Annotated in this window: 17 protein-coding genes, 1 other RNA gene and 1 pseudogene; 10 read left to right on the top strand and 9 right to left on the bottom strand. The window is 62.1% G+C overall.

Going from position 1 to position 17,369, the window contains the following annotated elements:
- The first annotated feature begins 36 nt into the window (after window positions 1-36).
- Complete coding sequence (locus tag ACHFFR_RS01730; protein WP_394262544.1) at window positions 37-732, top strand: DUF3043 domain-containing protein; 696 nt, start codon at window positions 37-39, stop codon at window positions 730-732.
- Here ACHFFR_RS01730 and ACHFFR_RS01725 read toward each other — a convergent pair.
- Window positions 729-1,169 (bottom strand): hypothetical protein, encoded by a 441-nt coding sequence (locus ACHFFR_RS01725; protein ID WP_394262543.1) that lies wholly within the window; start codon window positions 1,167-1,169, stop codon window positions 729-731. The two genes, ACHFFR_RS01730 and ACHFFR_RS01725, sit on opposite strands and share 4 nt — an antisense overlap.
- Before the next feature lie 125 nt (window positions 1,170-1,294).
- On the opposite strand from ACHFFR_RS01725, the gene ACHFFR_RS01720 reads away from it, so the two are divergent.
- Complete coding sequence (locus ACHFFR_RS01720) at window positions 1,295-2,704, top strand: leucyl aminopeptidase (protein WP_394262542.1); 1,410 nt, start codon at window positions 1,295-1,297, stop codon at window positions 2,702-2,704.
- Here ACHFFR_RS01720 and ACHFFR_RS01715 read toward each other — a convergent pair.
- On the bottom strand, window positions 2,701-3,030 hold the full coding sequence (locus ACHFFR_RS01715) for an oxidoreductase (protein ID WP_394262541.1): 330 nt from the start codon (window positions 3,028-3,030) through the stop codon (window positions 2,701-2,703). The two genes, ACHFFR_RS01720 and ACHFFR_RS01715, sit on opposite strands and share 4 nt — an antisense overlap.
- A 147-nt stretch (window positions 3,031-3,177) precedes the next feature.
- Between ACHFFR_RS01715 and lpdA the strand changes: the two genes are divergently transcribed.
- Window positions 3,178-4,551: a dihydrolipoyl dehydrogenase gene (gene lpdA, locus ACHFFR_RS01710; protein WP_394262540.1), complete on the top strand. Its 1,374-nt coding sequence runs from the start codon at window positions 3,178-3,180 to the stop codon at window positions 4,549-4,551.
- A gap of 14 nt (window positions 4,552-4,565) precedes the next feature.
- A complete protein-coding gene (gene sucB / locus ACHFFR_RS01705) occupies window positions 4,566-6,260 on the top strand; it encodes a 2-oxoglutarate dehydrogenase, E2 component, dihydrolipoamide succinyltransferase (RefSeq protein WP_394262539.1) in 1,695 nt (564 codons plus the stop codon).
- 106 nt (window positions 6,261-6,366) lie between these two features.
- Here the strand turns inward: sucB and ACHFFR_RS01700 are convergent, their stop codons facing one another.
- Window positions 6,367-6,801 carry a hypothetical protein gene (locus ACHFFR_RS01700; RefSeq protein ID WP_394262538.1) on the bottom strand — a complete coding sequence of 145 codons (435 nt, stop codon included), beginning with the start codon at window positions 6,799-6,801 and terminating at the stop codon, window positions 6,367-6,369.
- 194 nt (window positions 6,802-6,995) lie between these two features.
- Here ACHFFR_RS01700 and ACHFFR_RS01695 point away from each other — a divergent pair, with 194 nt between their 5' ends.
- The 3 genes from ACHFFR_RS01695 to glnA all read left to right on the top strand — a co-directional run bounded on the left by ACHFFR_RS01695 (window position 6,996) and on the right by glnA (window position 10,421).
- Complete coding sequence (locus ACHFFR_RS01695) at window positions 6,996-8,132, top strand: MFS transporter (protein ID WP_394262537.1); 1,137 nt, start codon at window positions 6,996-6,998, stop codon at window positions 8,130-8,132.
- Window positions 8,133-8,201: 69 nt separating this feature from the next.
- Window positions 8,202-8,900: a DUF4191 domain-containing protein gene (locus tag ACHFFR_RS01690; protein ID WP_394262536.1), complete on the top strand. Its 699-nt coding sequence runs from the start codon at window positions 8,202-8,204 to the stop codon at window positions 8,898-8,900.
- Between the two features lie 132 nt (window positions 8,901-9,032).
- Window positions 9,033-10,421 (top strand): type I glutamate--ammonia ligase, encoded by a 1,389-nt coding sequence (gene glnA / locus ACHFFR_RS01685; protein WP_394262535.1) that lies wholly within the window; start codon window positions 9,033-9,035, stop codon window positions 10,419-10,421.
- A 2-nt stretch (window positions 10,422-10,423) separates the two neighbouring features.
- On the opposite strand, the gene ACHFFR_RS01680 is transcribed toward glnA, so the two are convergent.
- From ACHFFR_RS01680 to ACHFFR_RS01660, 5 genes are all read right to left on the bottom strand, one after another.
- Complete coding sequence (locus ACHFFR_RS01680) at window positions 10,424-11,185, bottom strand: DeoR/GlpR family DNA-binding transcription regulator (RefSeq protein ID WP_394262534.1); 762 nt, start codon at window positions 11,183-11,185, stop codon at window positions 10,424-10,426.
- 8 nt (window positions 11,186-11,193) lie between these two features.
- A complete protein-coding gene (locus tag ACHFFR_RS01675; RefSeq protein ID WP_394262533.1) occupies window positions 11,194-12,234 on the bottom strand; it encodes an NAD(P)-binding domain-containing protein in 1,041 nt (346 codons plus the stop codon).
- A gap of 5 nt (window positions 12,235-12,239) precedes the next feature.
- Complete coding sequence (locus tag ACHFFR_RS01670) at window positions 12,240-13,808, bottom strand: FGGY-family carbohydrate kinase (RefSeq protein ID WP_394262532.1); 1,569 nt, start codon at window positions 13,806-13,808, stop codon at window positions 12,240-12,242.
- A 118-nt stretch (window positions 13,809-13,926) separates the two neighbouring features.
- Entirely contained in the window at window positions 13,927-14,586 is a 660-nt protein-coding gene (locus tag ACHFFR_RS01665; protein WP_394262531.1) for a histidine phosphatase family protein, read from the bottom strand.
- A gap of 119 nt (window positions 14,587-14,705) precedes the next feature.
- Window positions 14,706-14,939 carry a hypothetical protein gene (locus tag ACHFFR_RS01660; protein WP_394262530.1) on the bottom strand — a complete coding sequence of 78 codons (234 nt, stop codon included), beginning with the start codon at window positions 14,937-14,939 and terminating at the stop codon, window positions 14,706-14,708.
- 68 nt (window positions 14,940-15,007) lie between these two features.
- On the opposite strand from ACHFFR_RS01660, the gene map reads away from it, so the two are divergent.
- Together map and ppgK are read left to right on the top strand one after the other, a co-directional pair.
- Window positions 15,008-15,916 (top strand): type I methionyl aminopeptidase, encoded by a 909-nt coding sequence (map, locus tag ACHFFR_RS01655; RefSeq protein WP_394262529.1) that lies wholly within the window; start codon window positions 15,008-15,010, stop codon window positions 15,914-15,916.
- Between the two features lie 50 nt (window positions 15,917-15,966).
- Window positions 15,967-16,737 carry a polyphosphate--glucose phosphotransferase gene (gene ppgK / locus ACHFFR_RS01650; RefSeq protein ID WP_394262528.1) on the top strand — a complete coding sequence of 257 codons (771 nt, stop codon included), beginning with the start codon at window positions 15,967-15,969 and terminating at the stop codon, window positions 16,735-16,737.
- 33 nt (window positions 16,738-16,770) lie between these two features.
- On the opposite strand, the gene rnpB is transcribed toward ppgK, so the two are convergent.
- An RNA gene (rnpB, locus tag ACHFFR_RS01645) (RNase P RNA component class A) lies at window positions 16,771-17,112 on the bottom strand.
- A gap of 53 nt (window positions 17,113-17,165) precedes the next feature.
- Between rnpB and ACHFFR_RS01640 the strand changes: the two are divergent.
- Window positions 17,166-17,369: pseudogene (locus ACHFFR_RS01640) on the top strand (peroxide stress protein YaaA); the annotation flags it as partial.

Below are 17,369 nucleotides of genomic sequence, written 5' to 3'. Positions count from 1 at the left end.
ACTGAGGGCGGACAGCTCGTCAGTTGAAGGAATATAGTGTTCGGATCAAAGAAGAAGCCGGAAGAATTCCCGCGTAAGGAAACTCAGCCTGCCAAGGCTCAGACTCCCAAGGGATACACCCCCTCAAAGGGTGCCCCGACCCCGCGCCGTCGCGATGTGGAAGCGGCGCGTCGTCGCCCCCTCGTCTCCGATACGAAGTCGATGAGCCGCGAGGAAAAGCGCGCTCACAAGGCCGAACGGCGCGCGCAATCCAGCGAGCTCTACCAAAAGCAGCAAGAGGCGATGCGCACGGGAAATCAGCGCGACATGCCACCCCAGCACCGCGGGCCCGAGCGCGCCTTGGCACGCGACTACGTCGATGCCAGCGCTCCGATCTCCACCTTCTTCATGCCGATCGCCCTGCTGATCCTGCCCATCATGATCCTTCTGCCACGCTGGCCTAACATCGTTACCCCAATCGTGTGGGTTCTCTACGGCGTGTTCATCCTCATGGCGATCGTCGCGTTTATTACCGGCAGGCGCGCGAGGGATCTCGTCGAGTATCGCTTCGGTGAGGCACCCAAGGGTCTTCTCATGCAGATGATCGGCCGCGGGTTCTACCTGCGCCGCTGGCGCCTCCCCTCTCCTCAGGTTGCCCGTGGCGAATACCCCAAGGGTGGCACCCCTGACGATCTGGCCGAGGCTCGGCGCGCTAAGCGCGAGGCCAAGAAGGCGAAGAAAGCCAAGGACTAGCTGCGAGATTCGCCGACCTGGCGAGCGGCGACCGCGGCCGGACGCGACCACACGAGCCATCCCAGCGCGATAACAGCGCCGATGGTCGGAAGATAGAAGTACGTTGCGCCCGCCTCGAACCACGGGTTCACACGCGAGAAGAGATCGGGCGAGGCGAGCCCGATGCCGGCTCCCACAAGGTTGAGCACGCACGACACGAGGGCCACGACGCGCATGCGCCGGCCGTTGTGCACGATTCCGGCGCAGCCAAGGATCCACAGGAGCGCTGCCAACATCGAGGTCACACCGATCAGGTACTCCCCTGATACGAACGCCTCGGTCGCGGCGACGACGGCGCGCCACGTGATGATTGCAGCGCCCAAACACAGCGCAATGATGATCGCGAGCGGCCAGCCGTGCGCGCGGGTTCGCGTGTCGCTCAAATTCTGTTGGCTCACTGCAGATTCATCTCCTTGATCCAATGACTCATGGCGATTCTAATCACTTCACCCCACCATCTGGGTAAGCCCCCGGGCTAGGGTGCGAAATCGCTCCCCCGATGGTCCGGCTCTATACTGGCCACATGACCCAAATTATTTCCCAAGAATTTAACCAAGATCTCGCTCGTCACCTCGCAGTTTTTGCGCACAAGGCGGACGAGTCTTTTTCTGTTGACACTCTCATTGATGACTCCGACGTCGTCGCCGGTATTGAAACCGCGCTCGCGACGCTCGATGCGCCCAAGACGGGCGTGGTTCGCCTCGTGAATCCGACGGACACCTCCAAGGTCGTCTTCGTCGTGCTGCGCGATGACAAGACGACGACGCGCGACGCGTTCGGCGATCTTGCCCGGATTGCGGCGGGCGTGGACGAGGTCGTCGTGGCAACCGAGATCGACGACGTCGCCGAGGCTGTCGAGGGCACGCTCACCGGCGCGTACGTGTTCAGTGAGTACAAGGAGCCCAAGAAGACTCCGCTTGGCGCGCTCGTTCTTCCAACCGACGATGACGAGGCCCTCACCCGCGGCCAGATCATCGCAGAACAGATCAACCGCACCCGCGATCTGGTCAACCTTGCGCCCAACGACCTCGTGCCCGAGACGTTTGCGCAGATCGCCGAAGACGAGGCGACGGCGGCCGGGCTCAGCGTGAAGGTCTACCGCGAGGAGGAGCTCGAGGAGATCGGCGCTGCCGGACTCATACACGTGGGCCGCGGTTCGGCCAACCCCTCGCGTCTTGTGCGCATCGAGTGGAGCCCGGAGGGCGTGGAGGGTGAGACGACTGCGCTCGTGGGTAAGGGCATCACGTTCGATACCGGCGGATACTCTCTCAAGCCAAGCAATGCCATGACGGAGATGAAGACGGACATGGCCGGCGCTGCCACGGTACTCAACACGCTGATCGCGGCGGCTCGCCTGGGCGTGCAAAAGAAGACCGTGGGCTGGCTCTGCCTCGCGGAGAACATGGTTTCTGGCACGGCCGGACACCCCGATGACGTCATCGTCTACCGCAACGGCACGTCCGTGGAGATCAACAACACCGACGCCGAAGGCCGCCTCGTCCTGGCGGACGGACTGCTCATGGCAAGCGAGGAAAAGTCGACCAAGATCATCGACATTGCCACCCTGACCGGCGCGCAGATGGTGGCTCTTGGCGAGCGCACCACCGGCATCATGGGAACCGACGACTACGCGGCGACCATCACCGATATCGCGACCCGCGTCGGCGAGGATGCCTGGCACATGCCGCTGCCCGAGCACCTGCGCGAATCGTTGGATTCCGACGTCGCCGATCTGCAGAACTCGGGAAGCCGCTTCGGCGGCATGCTCACGGCCGGCCTGTTCTTGAAGGAGTTCGTGGACGCCCCGAACTGGGCGCATATCGACATCGCGGGCCCGTCGTTCAATCGATCCAAGCCTCGCGGCGCGACCCCGAAGGGTGCCACCGGCGTCATGCTGCGCACGATGCTCGGCGCGCTCGAGACGGACGTCTAGTCAGCGCGTGACTGCGAGCCGGGGTTCTTCATGGACCACTCGCGCATAGCGCGCGGGTAGCCGGTCGCGGCCACGTCAAACAGCGAGATTCCCAGCTCTTCGGCCACGCTTTGTGCGTCGGAGAAGCTGGGAATTCTGCGTCTGGTCCACTCCCCGTCGAGTGCAACGAGCACGATGGCGCTCGGATCGCGCGGGGTTTCCGCCTCGTAATAGGCCGCGACCTCCTCGCGCGTGGCGGCAAATTCTTCCAGATGCGCGATCGTGTCTTTTCGGGCACGACGCTGGGACAGTGGACCACCTTTGTTTTTCCGTGAGAAGAGAGCCATCTGGCGATTGTAGCCTGTTGCGCGGTTCGGGTTCAGCCATTGGACGAGTTAGCGAAAACTATCGAGCATTTTGGACGTCAAAGTGGAATACTTACCCCTGTATGAATCTGGAACATCCAGCGCAACGAAATCTCGAGGGAGAGGTAAGTGACTGATTCACAGGAATACGATGTAGTCGTTCTTGGTGCGGGCTCAGGCGGATACGCCGCAGCACTTCGCTCGGCACAGCTTGGAATGAAGGTAGCGCTCATTGAGGGCGACAAGTTGGGCGGCACGTGCTTGCACCGTGGCTGTATCCCCACCAAGGCTCTCTTGCACGCGGCTGAGGTCGCGGACGAGATGCGCGATTCTGAGAAGGTCGGCATTCTCGGCACGTTTGAGGGCGTCGATATGGGCACGCTCAACAGCTACAAGGACGGCGTCGTTAATCAGATGCACAAGGGCCTCACGGGCCTGATCGCATCGCGAAAGATTGACGTGTACGAAGGCTATGGTCGCCTCGTCGCGCAAGACACGATCGAGGTCAACGGCGAGCAGGTCAAGGGCAAGAACATTGTTCTGGCAACCGGCTCATACTCGAAGACGATCGGCCAGACGATCACCGATCGCGTCCTCACGTCCGAAAAGGCGCTGAAGATGGACAAGGTGCCCGGTTCGGTCATCGTCCTCGGCGGCGGCGTTATCGGCTGTGAGTTCGCCTCCGTGTGGAAGTCGCTCGGAGCCGAAGTCACCATCCTTGAAGGCCTGAAGAACCTCGTCCCGAACGAGGATCTCGACGTGTCGAAGATGCTCGAGCGTCAGTTCCGCCGCCGCAAGATCAACTTCAAGACGAACACGATGTTCGATCGCGTGGAGGAAGACGACGAGGGCGTGCACGTCTTTACGCAGGACGGCAAGCAGTACGACGCCGAATACCTCCTGATCGCCATTGGTCGCGGCGCTGCCACGGCTAACCTTGGCTACGAGGAGCAGGGCATCAAGGTCGATCGCGAGTTCGTGATCACCAACGAGCGCCTGCACACCGGCGTCGGCAATATCTACGCCGTTGGCGACATCGTCCCGGGCGTCCAGCTCGCCCACCGCGGTTACCTCCAGGGTGAATTCGTGGCCGAAGAAATTGCGGGCCTGAACCCGAAGGCCATCAACGAGGACCTCATCCCGAAGGTCACGTTCTCCAACCCGGAGATCGGCTCCGTTGGTTTGAGCCAGCAGAAGGCTGAAGAGAAGTACGGCAAGGAGAACGTGGAGACCGCCATGTTCAACCTTGCTGGTAACGGCAAGTCCCAGATGCTCGGCGCACAGGGCTTCGTCAAGATCGTTCGCGAGAAGGACGGCCCGATCGTCGGCTTCCACGCCATCGGCACCCGCATGGGAGAGCAGGTTGGCGAGGGCATGCTGATGGTCGCGTGGGAGGCAATGCCGGAAGACTTCGCAGCTCTGGTCCACGCCCACCCCACTCAAAACGAAGCCGTTGGCGAAGCGATCCTCGCTCTCGCTGGCAAGCCACTTCATAACAACTAAGGAGACAGTGAGTTATGTCTGAACCCATTAAGATGCCCGCACTGGGCGAATCCGTTGAAGAGGGCACGGTTACGACGTGGCTGAAGGAAGTAGGCGACACCGTCGAGGCCGACGAGCCCATTCTCGAAGTCTCAACCGACAAGGTTGACACCGAAGTTCCCTCCCCTGCCTCCGGCGTGCTTGAGTCGATCGAGGTCGGCGAAGATGAGACCGTCGAGGTCGGCACCGTTCTCGGCTACATCGGCGATGGTTCCGGTGGTGGCGAGTCTGACGAGCCCGCCGAGGAGCCGGCAGATGAGCCGGACGAGGAACCCGCTGAGAAGCCGGCCGAGGATAAGCCCGCAAGCGGCGGTGGCGAGGGCGTCGAAGTGAAGATGCCCGCTCTTGGCGAGTCCGTTGAAGAGGGCACGGTTACCACGTGGCTGAAGGAAGTTGGCGACGAGGTCGAAGAAGACGAGCCGATTCTTGAGGTCTCGACCGACAAGGTCGACACCGAGGTGCCCGCCCCCGCGGCCGGCGTCCTGACTGAGATCAAGGTTGGCGAGGACGAGACCGTATCGGTTGGCACTGTTCTTGCCATCATCGGCGGCGACGCTCCGGCAGAAGAGTCCGCACCGGCTGAAGAAGCCAAGGACGAGCCGGAAGAAGAGCCGACGGAAGAGCCAGAGGATAAGACTCCGGACGCGCCCACTGACGAGCCCGAGACCAAGGAACCCAAGGCTGAGGCACCGAAGTCGGCAGCTCCCGAAGGTGGCAAGTCCGCTTACGTGACCCCGATCGTTCGCAAGCTTGCGAAGGACCTCGGCGTCGACCTCGAATCCGTTGAAGGATCGGGCGTGGGTGGCCGCATCCGCCGTCAGGATGTCGAAGCCGCAGCAGAGGCCGCCAAGCAGGCCGAGGCAACACCGGCGTCGGCACCAGCAGCTGCACCGGCAGCGGCCGCGCCGCAGGGTACGGTCAAGTCGCAGATCGCTGAAAAGGCAAAGGAAGTCGCGTCGCTTCGCGGCACCCGCGCCAAGATGACCGGCGTTCGCCGCGCTATCGCCAAGCACATGGTCGACTCGCTGGCTACCTCAGCGCAGCTGACCACGTTCATGGAAGTAGACGTCACGCGCATTTGGAACCTGCGCGCCAAGGCAAAGGAAGGCTTCGCTGCACGCGAGGGCGTCAACCTGACGTTCCTCCCGTTCTTCGTCCAGGCCGCAACCGAAGCGCTCAAGGCACACCCGATCATCAACGCCTCCGTTGAGGGTAACGAGATCGTCTACCACGATGTTGAGAACATCGGTATCGCGGTGGATACGGATCGTGGCCTGTTCGTTCCGGTCATCAAGAATGCGGGCGATCTCAACATCGCCGGCATCTCGAAGGCCATCGTCGATCTGGCTGCACGTACCCGTGACGGCAAGATCAAGCCCGACGAGCTGGGTGGCTCGACCTTCACGATCACGAACACCGGCTCCGCGGGCGCGATCGCTGATACGCCGATCATCAACCAGCCCAACGTTGCCATTCTTGGCACGGGCATCATCTACAAGGCACCTGGCGTGGTCAAGGACCAGGAAGGCAACGATGTCATTGCGATCCGCAACAAGTGCATCCTGTCCATCTCCTACGATCACCGCATCGTGGACGGCGCTGACGCCTCGCGCTACCTGCGCGACGTCAAGTTCCGCCTCGAAGAGGGTGACTTCCCAGACGTTCTCTAAGAACTAGCCGTTCACTAGAACGCATCACAGGGCGGGCGTGGAATTCTCCACGCCCGCCCTTTTGTGGCACTGGGCTATGCGCAGTTCTGCGATGCTGTGTTTTAACTCAGTGCCACGAGGACGGGCAGGGCCGGATATCGACGAGCACGCCATCGCGCACGTGCCAGCGCCTGCACATCGGTTCACCCACGTTGTTGCTGTCGGTGGTAGAAAGATGCGCCCCGATCTGCACGGAGATCACTTCAAGCACCGGCCCGCGCCGATCAATCACCGTGGCGGAGTGCACCTGCGTTTCGATGGCCTCCACGCTTGTGCCATCGGCCTCGAGCCAGTCCCACAGTTCTTCGTCCGCCCGGCGTGCAGGAGAATCGGGCGCCGTGAGGGCCGCCAGCATGTCCCACGAGCCTGACGTGAGCGCGGCGTTGCGGGCATCAACGCGCGACTGGGCGAAGTCGAGCCAGTCCGTCGTCGTGCGACCCATACCCACGCCGGCGCCGAGCACGGCAGAAAAGAGCGCGGCGAGCACAACCCACCTCGGCATCCGGCGAACATCCATGGGGCTACCCCACCACACGCGATGGCCCGCGCGTGATCTTTATCCACAGATATGGCTCTCGCCTAGCGACGTCGCTAGGATCATTACATTGCACAAGAGAACGGACATCGTTGAGTAGTTTCGGCTCGGCCTTTTCGGGATATCGAGAACTCCCCAAGCTTGTTGGGTATCCCTACCTATTGATTTCATTCCTTGGCCGTCTGCCGACTGCCATGGTCATTATTGGTGTGCTCACGCTCGTCGTCGCATCCACAGGTTCGGTCGGGATTGCCGCCTACTGTTCGGCCGGTTTCGCAATCGCGAATGGCATCGGAAATGTGCTGATCGGCCGCCTGACCGACGCCTTCGGCCAGCGCCGCCCGCTTCTGATCATCGCGCCTCTCAACGTCGCCTTCATGCTTCTGTTGGTCTGGCTCGCATCGCGCGAACCGGCCACGGTCTTACTCGTTGCCAATTCGGCGGCCGTGGGCATCACGACGAGCCCGATCGGCCCGCTCTCGCGCGTGCGCTGGTATCCCATCGCCACGCCCAAACAGTTGCCCGCCGCCATGTCGTGGGAGACGGTCCTGGATGAGCTCAACTTCGTGCTCGGCCCCGCCGCGGTCGGAATCATCGCTGCCACTGTCTCCCCCGGCGCGCCCATCCTCGTCGCGGCCGCGCTCGTTGCCACGTGCGTCATCCCCTTCGCGCTTTCGCGCCACGCGCGCGGACCGTCAATCGCCGCCGACGGATCCGGCACGCCCTCGTTCGTCTACATTCTCAGCCGCGTACGCACCCCGTTCCTTGCGATGGTCTTCATGGGCATGTACTTCGGCGCCATGCAGACCTCCGTAACGGCCTTCGCGGAGACCACCGGGCTTGAGGGGCTCGGCGGCCTCATCTACTCGGCCATGGGCCTGAGCGCGGCGATCACCGCGCTCGTTGCCGTGGCGCTTCCCGCGCGGTTCACCCTCGTCTCGCGCATCCTCATCGGCGGGTTCGGCCTGCTCATTGGCGCCTCGGCGTGCACGCTCGCAACCTCCGGCGAAAACCTCGCCTTCTTCCTCTTTATGGCGGGCATCTTTATCGGCCCAGTCGGCGTCTCAATCTTCACGCTCGCGGGCCAGTGGGCGCCGATGGGCGGCGACGGCGTGGCCAACACCGTGATCGTCTCGGCAAACGTGCTCGGCGTCGCGGCAGCTAGCGCGGCCGTTGGCCCACTTTTGGAAACGAATATCGACGTCGGTTTCCTCGCCGCCGCCCTATGCGGGCTCGGCATGGCCGGCGTCGCCGGAACAATTGGCCGCGCGGATACACGGCGTTTTGCTGCCCGCTAGGTGCGGCTTTTGAGCAAGTCGCATCCATCAACTAAACTCAAAAGCGGATTATCTAAGCAAGGAAGTGCGATGGCCAAGGACAAGAAGAACAAGCCAAAGAAGAAGCGGTGGTATAGCTACCTAGCGGACGCCTACCGCGTTTCGAAGAAGAGCTACTCGTGGGCTCCGTGGGCTATTCTCGGTGGTCTCCTCGTCGGTGTTCTCATCGGCGTTATTGGTACGGTGACGACCGGCCAGTGGATCCTTTGGCCGCTGATCGGCCTCATGATGGGCGTGACCCTCGCGCTGCTCGTGCTCGTCCAGCTGGTCAAGCGCGCCTCCTACTCTCAGATTGATGGCATGCCCGGAGCCGTTGGCGCCGTTCTCTCGAATATCAAGCGCGGCTGGGTGATCGAGCAGGAGCCTGTGCGCTTCAATGCCCGCACCCAGGACATGATCTACCGAGCAATCGGGCGCCCCGGCGTCGTACTCATTGCCGAAGGCCCCTCCGAGCGCGTGAACCGCCTGATCGCCGATGAGCGCAAGGCCATCAAGCGCGTGGCGCCCTCCGCGCCCGTGCAGGTGATCAAGGCCGGTAACGGTGAGGATCAGATCAAGCTCAGAAAGCTGGAAAAGCACATCAAGCGCCTGCCGAAGGTGATGAGCCACGACGAGGTCGCGGCCGTCTCGGCTCGCATGAAGGCGATTCCAACGAACGCCCTGCCGATTCCGAAGGGCATCGATCCGTTCAACGCCCGCCCCGATCGCCGGGCGATGCGCGGACGCTAATCACATGAACACGGCCACTATGTGGCCGTGTTCTTTTTGCACCCTGTCCTAGGCCGTAGAATTCTCCTTGTCAGACAACTCCTACACAAGGGGCAGCCCGTGTTTTCAAGCGTGGACGAAGCCATAGTCTTCATGACTAACCAAGGCGTCGAGTTTATTGACGTGCGTTTTTGTGACCTTCCCGGGGTCATGCAGCACTTCTCGATTCCGATAAAGGCGTTCACCCGTGAGGAGCTTGAGGAAGGTCTGATGTTCGACGGCTCGTCGATCCGCGGCTTCACGGAGATTCACGAGTCGGACATGAAGCTCATGCCTGACGTGACGACGGCGTACGTCGACCCGTTCCGGGACCGCAAGACGCTCGTCATGAACTTCTTCGTCGTCGACCCACTCACCGGCGAGCCGTACTCGCGCGATCCGCGGCAGATCGCCAAACGCGCCGAGGAATATCTGCGCTCAACCGGTATCGCGGACACGGTGTTCTTCGGCGCCGAGGCCGAGTTCTATATTTTCGACGACGTCCGCTTCGAGAATACGCCGAACCGCTCGACGTACTCGATCGACTCCCGCGAGGGCTGGTGGAATACGAACCGCGACGAGGGTCCCAACCTCGGGTATAAGACGAAATACCAAGGCGGCTACTTCCCCGTCGCTCCCCATGATCAGATGGTTGATTTGCGCGATGCGATGGTGGGCAACTGTCAGCTCGTGGGTCTCGATATCGAGCGCGCCCACCACGAGGTGGGAACGGCAGGCCAGCAGGAAATCAACTACCGGTTCAACACGTTGCTTGGCGCGGCTGACGACGCGATGAAGTTCAAGTACGTGGTGAAGAACACCGCGTTCCAGGCTGGGCACACGGTGACTTTCATGCCCAAGCCAATGTTCGGGGAGAATGGTTCGGGCATGCACTGCCACCAGTCGCTGTGGAAGGACGGCGAGCCGCTGTTCTATGACGAGGACGGCTATGCGGGCCTGTCCGACATTGCGCGCTGGTATATCGGCGGACTGCTCAAGCACGCGCCGTCCCTCCTTGCGCTGACGAATCCGTCCGTGAATTCGTTCCACCGGCTCGTGCCCGGTTTCGAGGCGCCGATCAACCTCGTGTATTCGGCGGGTAATCGCTCGGCATGCATTCGCATTCCAGTGACGGGATCCTCGGCCAAAGCCAAGCGCATCGAATTCCGCACGCCCGACCCGGCGGCAAACCCCTACCTGTCCTTTGCCGCTCAGCTCATGGCAGGCCTCGACGGCATTCGCAACCGCATTGAGCCCGCCGATCCTATCGACAAGGATCTCTACGAGCTCTCGCCCGAGGAACAGGCAAATATCGCGAAGCTGCCCTGCTCTCTCGACGTCGCGCTGTCAGCCCTCGAAGAAGATCACGCGTACCTCGTCGAAGGCGGCGTGTTTAACGAGGACCTCATTGCCACGTGGATCGAGAACAAGCGCGTCAACGAGATCGAAGCGCTCCGGCACCGACCGCATCCCTACGAGTTCGCGCTGTATTACGACCTCTAGCGCTAGGCGCGCACGACGGTGCGGCCGTCCTCTTCGAGCTGGCTCACGAAGTCGTCGGGAAGGCGCGAGTCGACCACGATGACATCAAAGTCGGATAGGTCGCCCACTTTGAACAGGCCCGAGCGCTCGAGCTTGGACGCGTCGATAGCGAGGATACAAAATCGCGACGACGCCAACATCGCGCGCTTGACGCGGGCCATCGCCTGCGAGGGGTGGAAATGGTGTTTGAGATCGACGGCCGTGGCGGACATGACGCACACATCCGCGCGGACCGATGCCAGTCCCAGCTCTGCCACCAGCCCCGTGTATGCATCGGCCCACGTCTCGTAGGTGCCGCCGGTCAAAATAAGGTTGGTTTCGTGCTGGGCACGCACCTCTTTGGCAATGAACTCGGCATTGGTAATCACCGTGGCCGGTTGCAAGTCCTCAAGATAGGACAGCAGAGCCAGGTTCGTCGTCGAATCATCGAGACAGATTGAAAGACCTGGCCGAAGGTAGCCCGCAACGGCCTCGGCAAGGCTGTCCTTGACCTCGGAGTTACTGGCAATGCGGATGGCGGCGGCGGACTCGACTAACGACGAGTCCGTCGCACGTATCATTCCCCTGCGGCGCGTAACCAGGCTGGAGGCTTCCAGTTCTGCCACGTCTCGATAGATCGTCATGGACGATACGTCGAGCTCCTTGGCAAGGTCCTCCACCGTGGTTTCCCCGAATTTCACGAGAGTAGCCACGATCTGCTGGCGTCTGGCCGAAGGGGATGCCACGGTGCCTCCTAGTGTCGTGGAAGAACGGCCTCGGCCACTTCTTCCTTCACGTCGTCAATCCCGCCGTCGAGAATCCGAGAGACGGCGAAGAACAACGGTACCTGTTCCTCGGTGACTCCGAGCTGGCTGACCAAATCTTTGGCGTAACCAGCAGCGGGAACACCTTCGACAGTCTGTTCCAGACGCTCCATTTCTGCAAGCGCCTCGGCCGGAGCCTCACCGCGCCCAAGACGTACACCGTACACCTTGTTACGCCCGGAGAGTCCGGTTACCTCCAAGTCACCCACGCCGGCGAGCCCGAATGCGGTCTCTGGCTTGGCGCCGAGCGCCTGACCGAGAACCGACATCTCTTTCACCGCCTGCGCGAAGGTTGCGGCCTTGAGGTTGTGGTGAGGGAAGCCCGTCGCCTCCTCCAAACCATCGGCGATGCCCAGCGAGATCGCGTAGACGTTCTTCATCGGCGCGCAGATCTCGACGCCGACTTCGTCGTCGCTTGCCTCGATCCGGTACCGCGACGTCGTCGCCTCACGCGCGTACTTTTGCGCAACCGACAGATCCGAGCACCCGAAAATCGTTGCCGTTGGCTCGCCGGTGGCGCACTCGTTGGCCTTGACCGGGCCTGCCACGGCCACGATCGGCGGCAGCGTGTATCCGTTGTTTTTCGCAATTCGGCGAAGGGCCGCCGGAAGCAGCTCGATCTTGCCGTCTGGATCAGGGTTGAATCCCTTCGACGTCAGCCACACGGCATCCGCCTTCGACATTCCACCCAGCGCCATTTCGGTCACCTTGGGCACACCGACAGAGGCAACGGCGAGGATGACGACGTTCGCGCCCTCGAGCGCCTGCTCTAGGTCATCGCTGCGGTAGGTGGTGACCTCCGACGAGATGATCGCGTTCGTGCGCGGATGCGGCTCACCGGCGTCGATCGCGTCGATCAGGTGGTCATCGAGCCACGTGCCCCACAGGTGGACATCCCAACCGGCCTTTACCAGCGGATTGCAGATGGCCGAGCCCATTGCTCCGGCTCCAAGTACCGTTACTTTCGTCATCGTGTTTACTCCTCTTCCTTCGGTGATTCGGGGCGAGTGGACGGGTAGCGTGCGCTGAGCTCGTGGAGCTCAGTGAAGATCTCCTTCAGCTGCGGGTAGAGCTTGCGCTGAACCTCGGCCACGTCGCGGTACTGCTCGTGCAGTTCCATGTTCGGTTCGATCGTGTCGCCCAGCTGCGCCATCTCGTTGGCTGCCGTGGCGACGTCGTTCGAGCCAAACGCGCCCGTGTGTGCCATCGCGAGCACGGCAGCGCCGAGCGCCGAGACCTCATCCTGAAGCGTAATCGTGATCGGCAGGCCGGTCGTATCGGCCATGATCTGGCGCCACAGCGGCGAGCGTGTTCCGCCGCCCATGCCGCGCAGGCCCTGCAACGTGACGCCCGTGCCCGCCTCGAGCGAATCGAGGTTGTGCCGCATTTCGAAGCCGATCGATTCCAGGATCGAGCGGTACATGTGTGCACGTGAGTGGGTTCCGCGCCAGCCGACGACGGCGCCGCGTGCAAGAGCATCCCAGTGCGGTGACTGGACGGCGTTCCAATACGGCAGGGTGATCAGGCCCTCTGATCCGGGCGGGATGTGAGCGGCAGCCTCTTCGAGCGCCGGATCGGGCTCGCCAAGCAGCTTCGGATCGCCGAGCGATTCACGGAACCAGCCGGCTAGGTACGAACCCGACGACTGCAGCACCTCGTACACGTAGTTACCGGGGATACCCGAGACGTGGGTGCGGAAGACCGGATCGAACTTGTAGTGCGGCGATTCCACGCCGGCGTTGACCGCGGTTCCAAGGTTGAGGTAGCCGATTTCTGGCGTGACGGCGGCCGCGCCGATTCCTGCGGCTTGCCCGTCTCCGAGACCAGCGACGATCGGGATGCCCTTCTTGAGCCCCCACTCGTCGGCGAGCTCATCCTTGAGAGGAGCGATCTCCTCGGTGGGCGTGACGAGATCGGCCATCTGCTCGCGACGCACGCCTGCGATCTCAAGCAGCTCGTCTGAGTAATCGCGTTCGGTGATGTTGAGGAGGCCAAGTGAGTCTGCCGCGGCCTCGGACGATGCCCATCGGCCGGTCAGGTTGAACGTGATGTAGGCGAGCACGTCAACGATCTTGTGTGCCTTCTCGAACGATTCAGGTTCGTTTTCCTTCACCCACGCCATCTTGTAGATGCCGGGCGTCACGCCCGCAGGCTTACCGGACAACTCATGGACGTGAGCGCTGCCGTACCGAGCGATCTGGTCGGCTGCTCGCGAATCGAGCCAGAGAATGCCGTTGCGGATGGCCTTGCCGTTCTCATCGAACGGTGCGAAGGTCTCGCGCTGGTGAGTCAGACCAAACGCTGCAACGCGCTCTCGTTCCTGGGAGCTGAGCTTGGAGACAACCTCTGCGATCGTGTCGCGAGAGGTCTCCCACCAGCGTTCGGGGGTGTGCTCGTAAAAATCCATCGCCGGGGTGTGGAGCTGGATATTACGCTTTGCGATGTGGCCAATGTTACCGGAGGTGTCAACAACGATCGCCTTCGTTGACGTGGTCGATGAGTCTAGGGCAATGACGAGTGGGCCGTCGTGATTGAGATTGGACATATTCCCTCATTCCTCGTTGAATTTGGATCCCATGGCGGGCATTCACAAATCTAACATCTAGAATGTGGAATTACACAGAAAAATTGTTAAAGTGGAAAACGTGCTCACATGAGCACGGCTAGAGCTCTTCGGCGATCTCCTCGGCGAGTTCCCTCATCGGCTCGTCCTCGGGCAGCTCGTACGTGAGATGCATCCACGATTCGAGGCGGTAGCCCTCGTCCAATGAGCCGCTCAGCGCCACAATTCCGGTGTTGGACAGCGGGACGAAATCCTCCTTGTCGGTGGTCACTCCCCCGCGCATGCCCACCCAGAACGAGATGATGCCAGCGTGCGCGAAGACCACCGCGGTTGCCGCGCCTTGTGCTTCAGCCGCGCGGACGGCGTCGTCGAATCTCTGAAGAACCGCCGTGCCCGTCACGTCAGTCCCGACCATGGGCACGTCCATGTCGCCCTGGATCCAGCCGACGATGATTTGCGAGTACTCGCGGTAAGCGTCCTCGGACGTGCCTCCCTCGAGCGAGCCGGCTTCGATTTCGCGGAAGCCCTCGTGAACGTTGATGTCCAGGCTGAGTCGCGTGGAAAGCGGTGTGGCGGTTTGCTGGGTGCGCGTGAGATTCGACGCCCACACGGCTTCCGGTGCAAACGCCATGAGCTTGCCGACGACGTCGTTCGCCTGCGTCCAGCCCTCTTCCGTCAGTACTGCACCCGGCACAGCCGTGTCGATCGTGTTGGATGCGTTGTTGTAGGTCTGGCCGTGGCGAACAAGAATGAGTCGCACCGATTAACTCCTCGTCAAATTGTTGTCATCGCGCACCGAAGGGCGCTGCGCACGCCGTCAGGCTATCAGCGCCCTTTGGGCTGGTGAGCGCGGCTTCGCTCGCCGCGTGACCAGCGGCGCTACTTATCCCAGGCTTCTTTCCACTTGCGCTGGTCGCGATCGAAGTCATCTTCTCCCGCGGTCTTCCACGCCTTTTCGCTGATGTCGGCGTCGGCGTTGCGAACTGCGGCCGTGAGGTAGGCGTTCTTGGCGGCGTCCTTCGTGTCGTACGGGCCCATGCGCTCCGAGGCGTCAAACGGCGGCTCCGTCGATTCGGCCACCTCACCAGTGTTCATGTTGTACCAAAAGGCCATGTCTCTCCTACGTCGTCGGTGGCCACCTGCAATTCGACCTCGCGGCCACGCTTGCTAAGCTTATCGCCATGCAAGCAGATCGCGCTCCACTTGGAAATCTTCAACCGGGCAACGTATCGCCCATCCGGCCCGTTCCCGCACACATCGAACGGCCAGAGTATCTCTTTCACGATGGTCCCGAGGTGGTCACCACCTCCGACGTGAAGTCGCCCGAGATCGTCGAGAAGATCCGGGCAGCCGGCACCATCGCCGCCGACGCCATGTATTTGGCTGGCGCCGCCATCGCGCCGGGCGTCACGACCGATGAGATCGACAAGATTGCGCACGATTACATGGTCTCCAAGGGCGCCTATCCCTCCACGCTGGAGTACATGGGCTATCCGAAGTCCATTTGCTCGTCGATCAATGAGGTGATTTGCCACGGCATCCCCGACGATCGTCCGCTCGAGGAAGGCGATATCGTCAACCTTGACGTGACCGCCTACATTGACGGCGTGCACGGCGATACGAACGCGATGTTCTACGTCGGCGAGGTCGATGAGGAATCTCGCCTCCTGTGCGAGCGCACCTACACGGCCATGATGCGAGGAATCAAGGCGGTCAAGCCGGGGCGCGAGATTAACGTGATCGGCCGCGTCATTGAGAGCTACGCCAAGCGATTCGACTACGGCGTAGTCGAAGACTTCACCGGCCACGGCGTGGGTGAGGCGTTCCACTCGGGGCTCATCATCCCGCACTTCGACACCGCACCGCGCTACAACCAGCTCATCGAACCCGGCATGGTCTTCACCATCGAGCCGATGCTCACCCTGGGTGAGATCGACTGGTGGCAGTGGGATGACGATTGGACCGTGCTGACGAAGGATCGCGGCCGCACCGCCCAGTTCGAGCACACCATCGTTGTGACCGACGACGGCGCGGAGATCCTCACCCTGCCCTCGCAGGGCCAGACGACCCGGGCAATCCCGCAAAGTTAGCGAACCGGCGCTAGCACATCCGCAGCTAGCGCCCCAACCGCAGGAGAACAATGAAGAAGAAGTATCGCAAAGTCGCGATCGGCGTGGACGTCGGAGGCTCCGGCATCAAGGGCGCGCCCGTCGACCTGAAGACCGGCCAGTTCCTCGACGAGCGCTACCGCATCCCGACCCCGGAAAATGCGGAGCCGAAGGAGATCGCGAAGATCATCCGCCAGATCGTCGAGCACTTCGAGCTCCCCGACGAGGTTCCCGTGGGCGTGTCCTTCCCCGCACCGATTGTGCGCGGGCAGATTCCGTTCATGGCCAACCTTTCCAAAGAGTGGGAGGGTCAGTTCCCGGCTCGCGTGATCTCGCGCAAGCTCAAGCGCCCGGTGGCCGTGATGAACGACGCCGATGCGGCCGGTTACGCCGAGGTCTACTACGGCGCTGCGAACGGGCAAAAGGGCACCATCATCATGCTCACGCTTGGCACTGGCATCGGTTCTGCACTGGTCTCGGACGGCGTGCTCGTTCCCAACTCCGAGCTTGGGCACGTCATTCTCGACAACGGCATGGAGGCCGAGCACTTCGCGTCCTCAGCCGTGTTCGAGCGCGAGGAGCTCAGCTTCGAGGAGTGGGCCGAGCGCTTGCAGAAGGTGTTTGGCCATATCGAGATGCTCTTCTCCCCCGACCTCTTCATTGTCGGCGGCGGGGTCTCCAAGCAGCACAAGAAGTTCGTGCCGCTGATCGACACCAACGCACCGATTGTGCCCGCAGACCTGCTCAACTCCGCCGGCATCGTGGGATCGGCGCTGTACGCGAAGCAGACGCTCACGCAGTAGCCGCACATGCGTGTGGCCCGCCGAAGCGGGCCACAGTGCAGTTGGCCTATACGCCGGGTTCTGTTCCGCAAAAGCGGTGGCGACCATCTATCTAGGCCCACCGTTACCAGTGGGCTCGAGCAACCAACCCGCGCGCGAGTGGGACACTCATAGCGCGCTGCTCGGTCTTGCTCCCGGTGGGGTTTACCATGCCGTCCCAGTCACCTGGGCCGCGGTGAGCTCTTACCTCACCCTTTCACCCTTACCAGCCGAGGCTGGCGGTTTACTTTCTGTGGCACTGGCCTGCGGATCGCTCCGAGTGGGCGTTACCCACCACCGTGTCCCTGTGGAGCCCGGACGTTCCTCGTGTTCACACGCGGCCGCCCGGCCAACTGCGGATACGATTATACCTGCTGTTAGCCACCCGATTGATGCGTGAAAGGACACGTATGCTCATCCTTCTGCCGCCTTCCGCGGGAAAAACGACGCCGGACGATGGCCCCGCGCTCGAGCTCGACTCCCTTGCCGGTTCGGCACACAACGGGCTGCGCGAGCAGATCATTGGAGAGCTCCAGGAGGTATCCAGCAGAGCCGATGCGCTGACGATCCTCAAAGTGGGCACGTCAATCGAGCCGGAGATCCGCGCCCAAATC

Source organism: Trueperella sp. (assembly GCF_043424875.1).
Lineage (GTDB): Bacteria > Actinomycetota > Actinomycetes > Actinomycetales > Actinomycetaceae > Trueperella.
This window is presented reverse-complemented; position numbering and strand designations above follow the sequence as displayed.

Excerpts from the sequence above, each read along its gene's own strand:
- ACHFFR_RS01690 (WP_394262536.1), top strand. The coding sequence starts at position 8,202 with ATGGCCAAGGACAAGAAGAACAAGCCAAAGAAGAAGCGGTGGTATAGC.
- map (WP_394262529.1), top strand. The coding sequence starts at position 15,008 with ATGCAAGCAGATCGCGCTCCACTTGGAAATCTTCAACCGGGCAACGTA.
- ACHFFR_RS01715 (WP_394262541.1), bottom strand. The coding sequence starts at position 3,030 with ATGGCTCTCTTCTCACGGAAAAACAAAGGTGGTCCACTGTCCCAGCGT.
- ACHFFR_RS01675 (WP_394262533.1), bottom strand. The coding sequence starts at position 12,234 with ATGACGAAAGTAACGGTACTTGGAGCCGGAGCAATGGGCTCGGCCATC.
- ACHFFR_RS01720 (WP_394262542.1), top strand. The coding sequence starts at position 1,295 with ATGACCCAAATTATTTCCCAAGAATTTAACCAAGATCTCGCTCGTCAC.
- ACHFFR_RS01660 (WP_394262530.1), bottom strand. The coding sequence starts at position 14,939 with ATGGCCTTTTGGTACAACATGAACACTGGTGAGGTGGCCGAATCGACG.
- ACHFFR_RS01670 (WP_394262532.1), bottom strand. The coding sequence starts at position 13,808 with ATGTCCAATCTCAATCACGACGGCCCACTCGTCATTGCCCTAGACTCA.
- glnA (WP_394262535.1), top strand. The coding sequence starts at position 9,033 with ATGACTAACCAAGGCGTCGAGTTTATTGACGTGCGTTTTTGTGACCTT.
- ACHFFR_RS01700 (WP_394262538.1), bottom strand. The coding sequence starts at position 6,801 with ATGCCGAGGTGGGTTGTGCTCGCCGCGCTCTTTTCTGCCGTGCTCGGC.
- ppgK (WP_394262528.1), top strand. The coding sequence starts at position 15,967 with ATGAAGAAGAAGTATCGCAAAGTCGCGATCGGCGTGGACGTCGGAGGC.
- sucB (WP_394262539.1), top strand. The coding sequence starts at position 4,566 with ATGTCTGAACCCATTAAGATGCCCGCACTGGGCGAATCCGTTGAAGAG.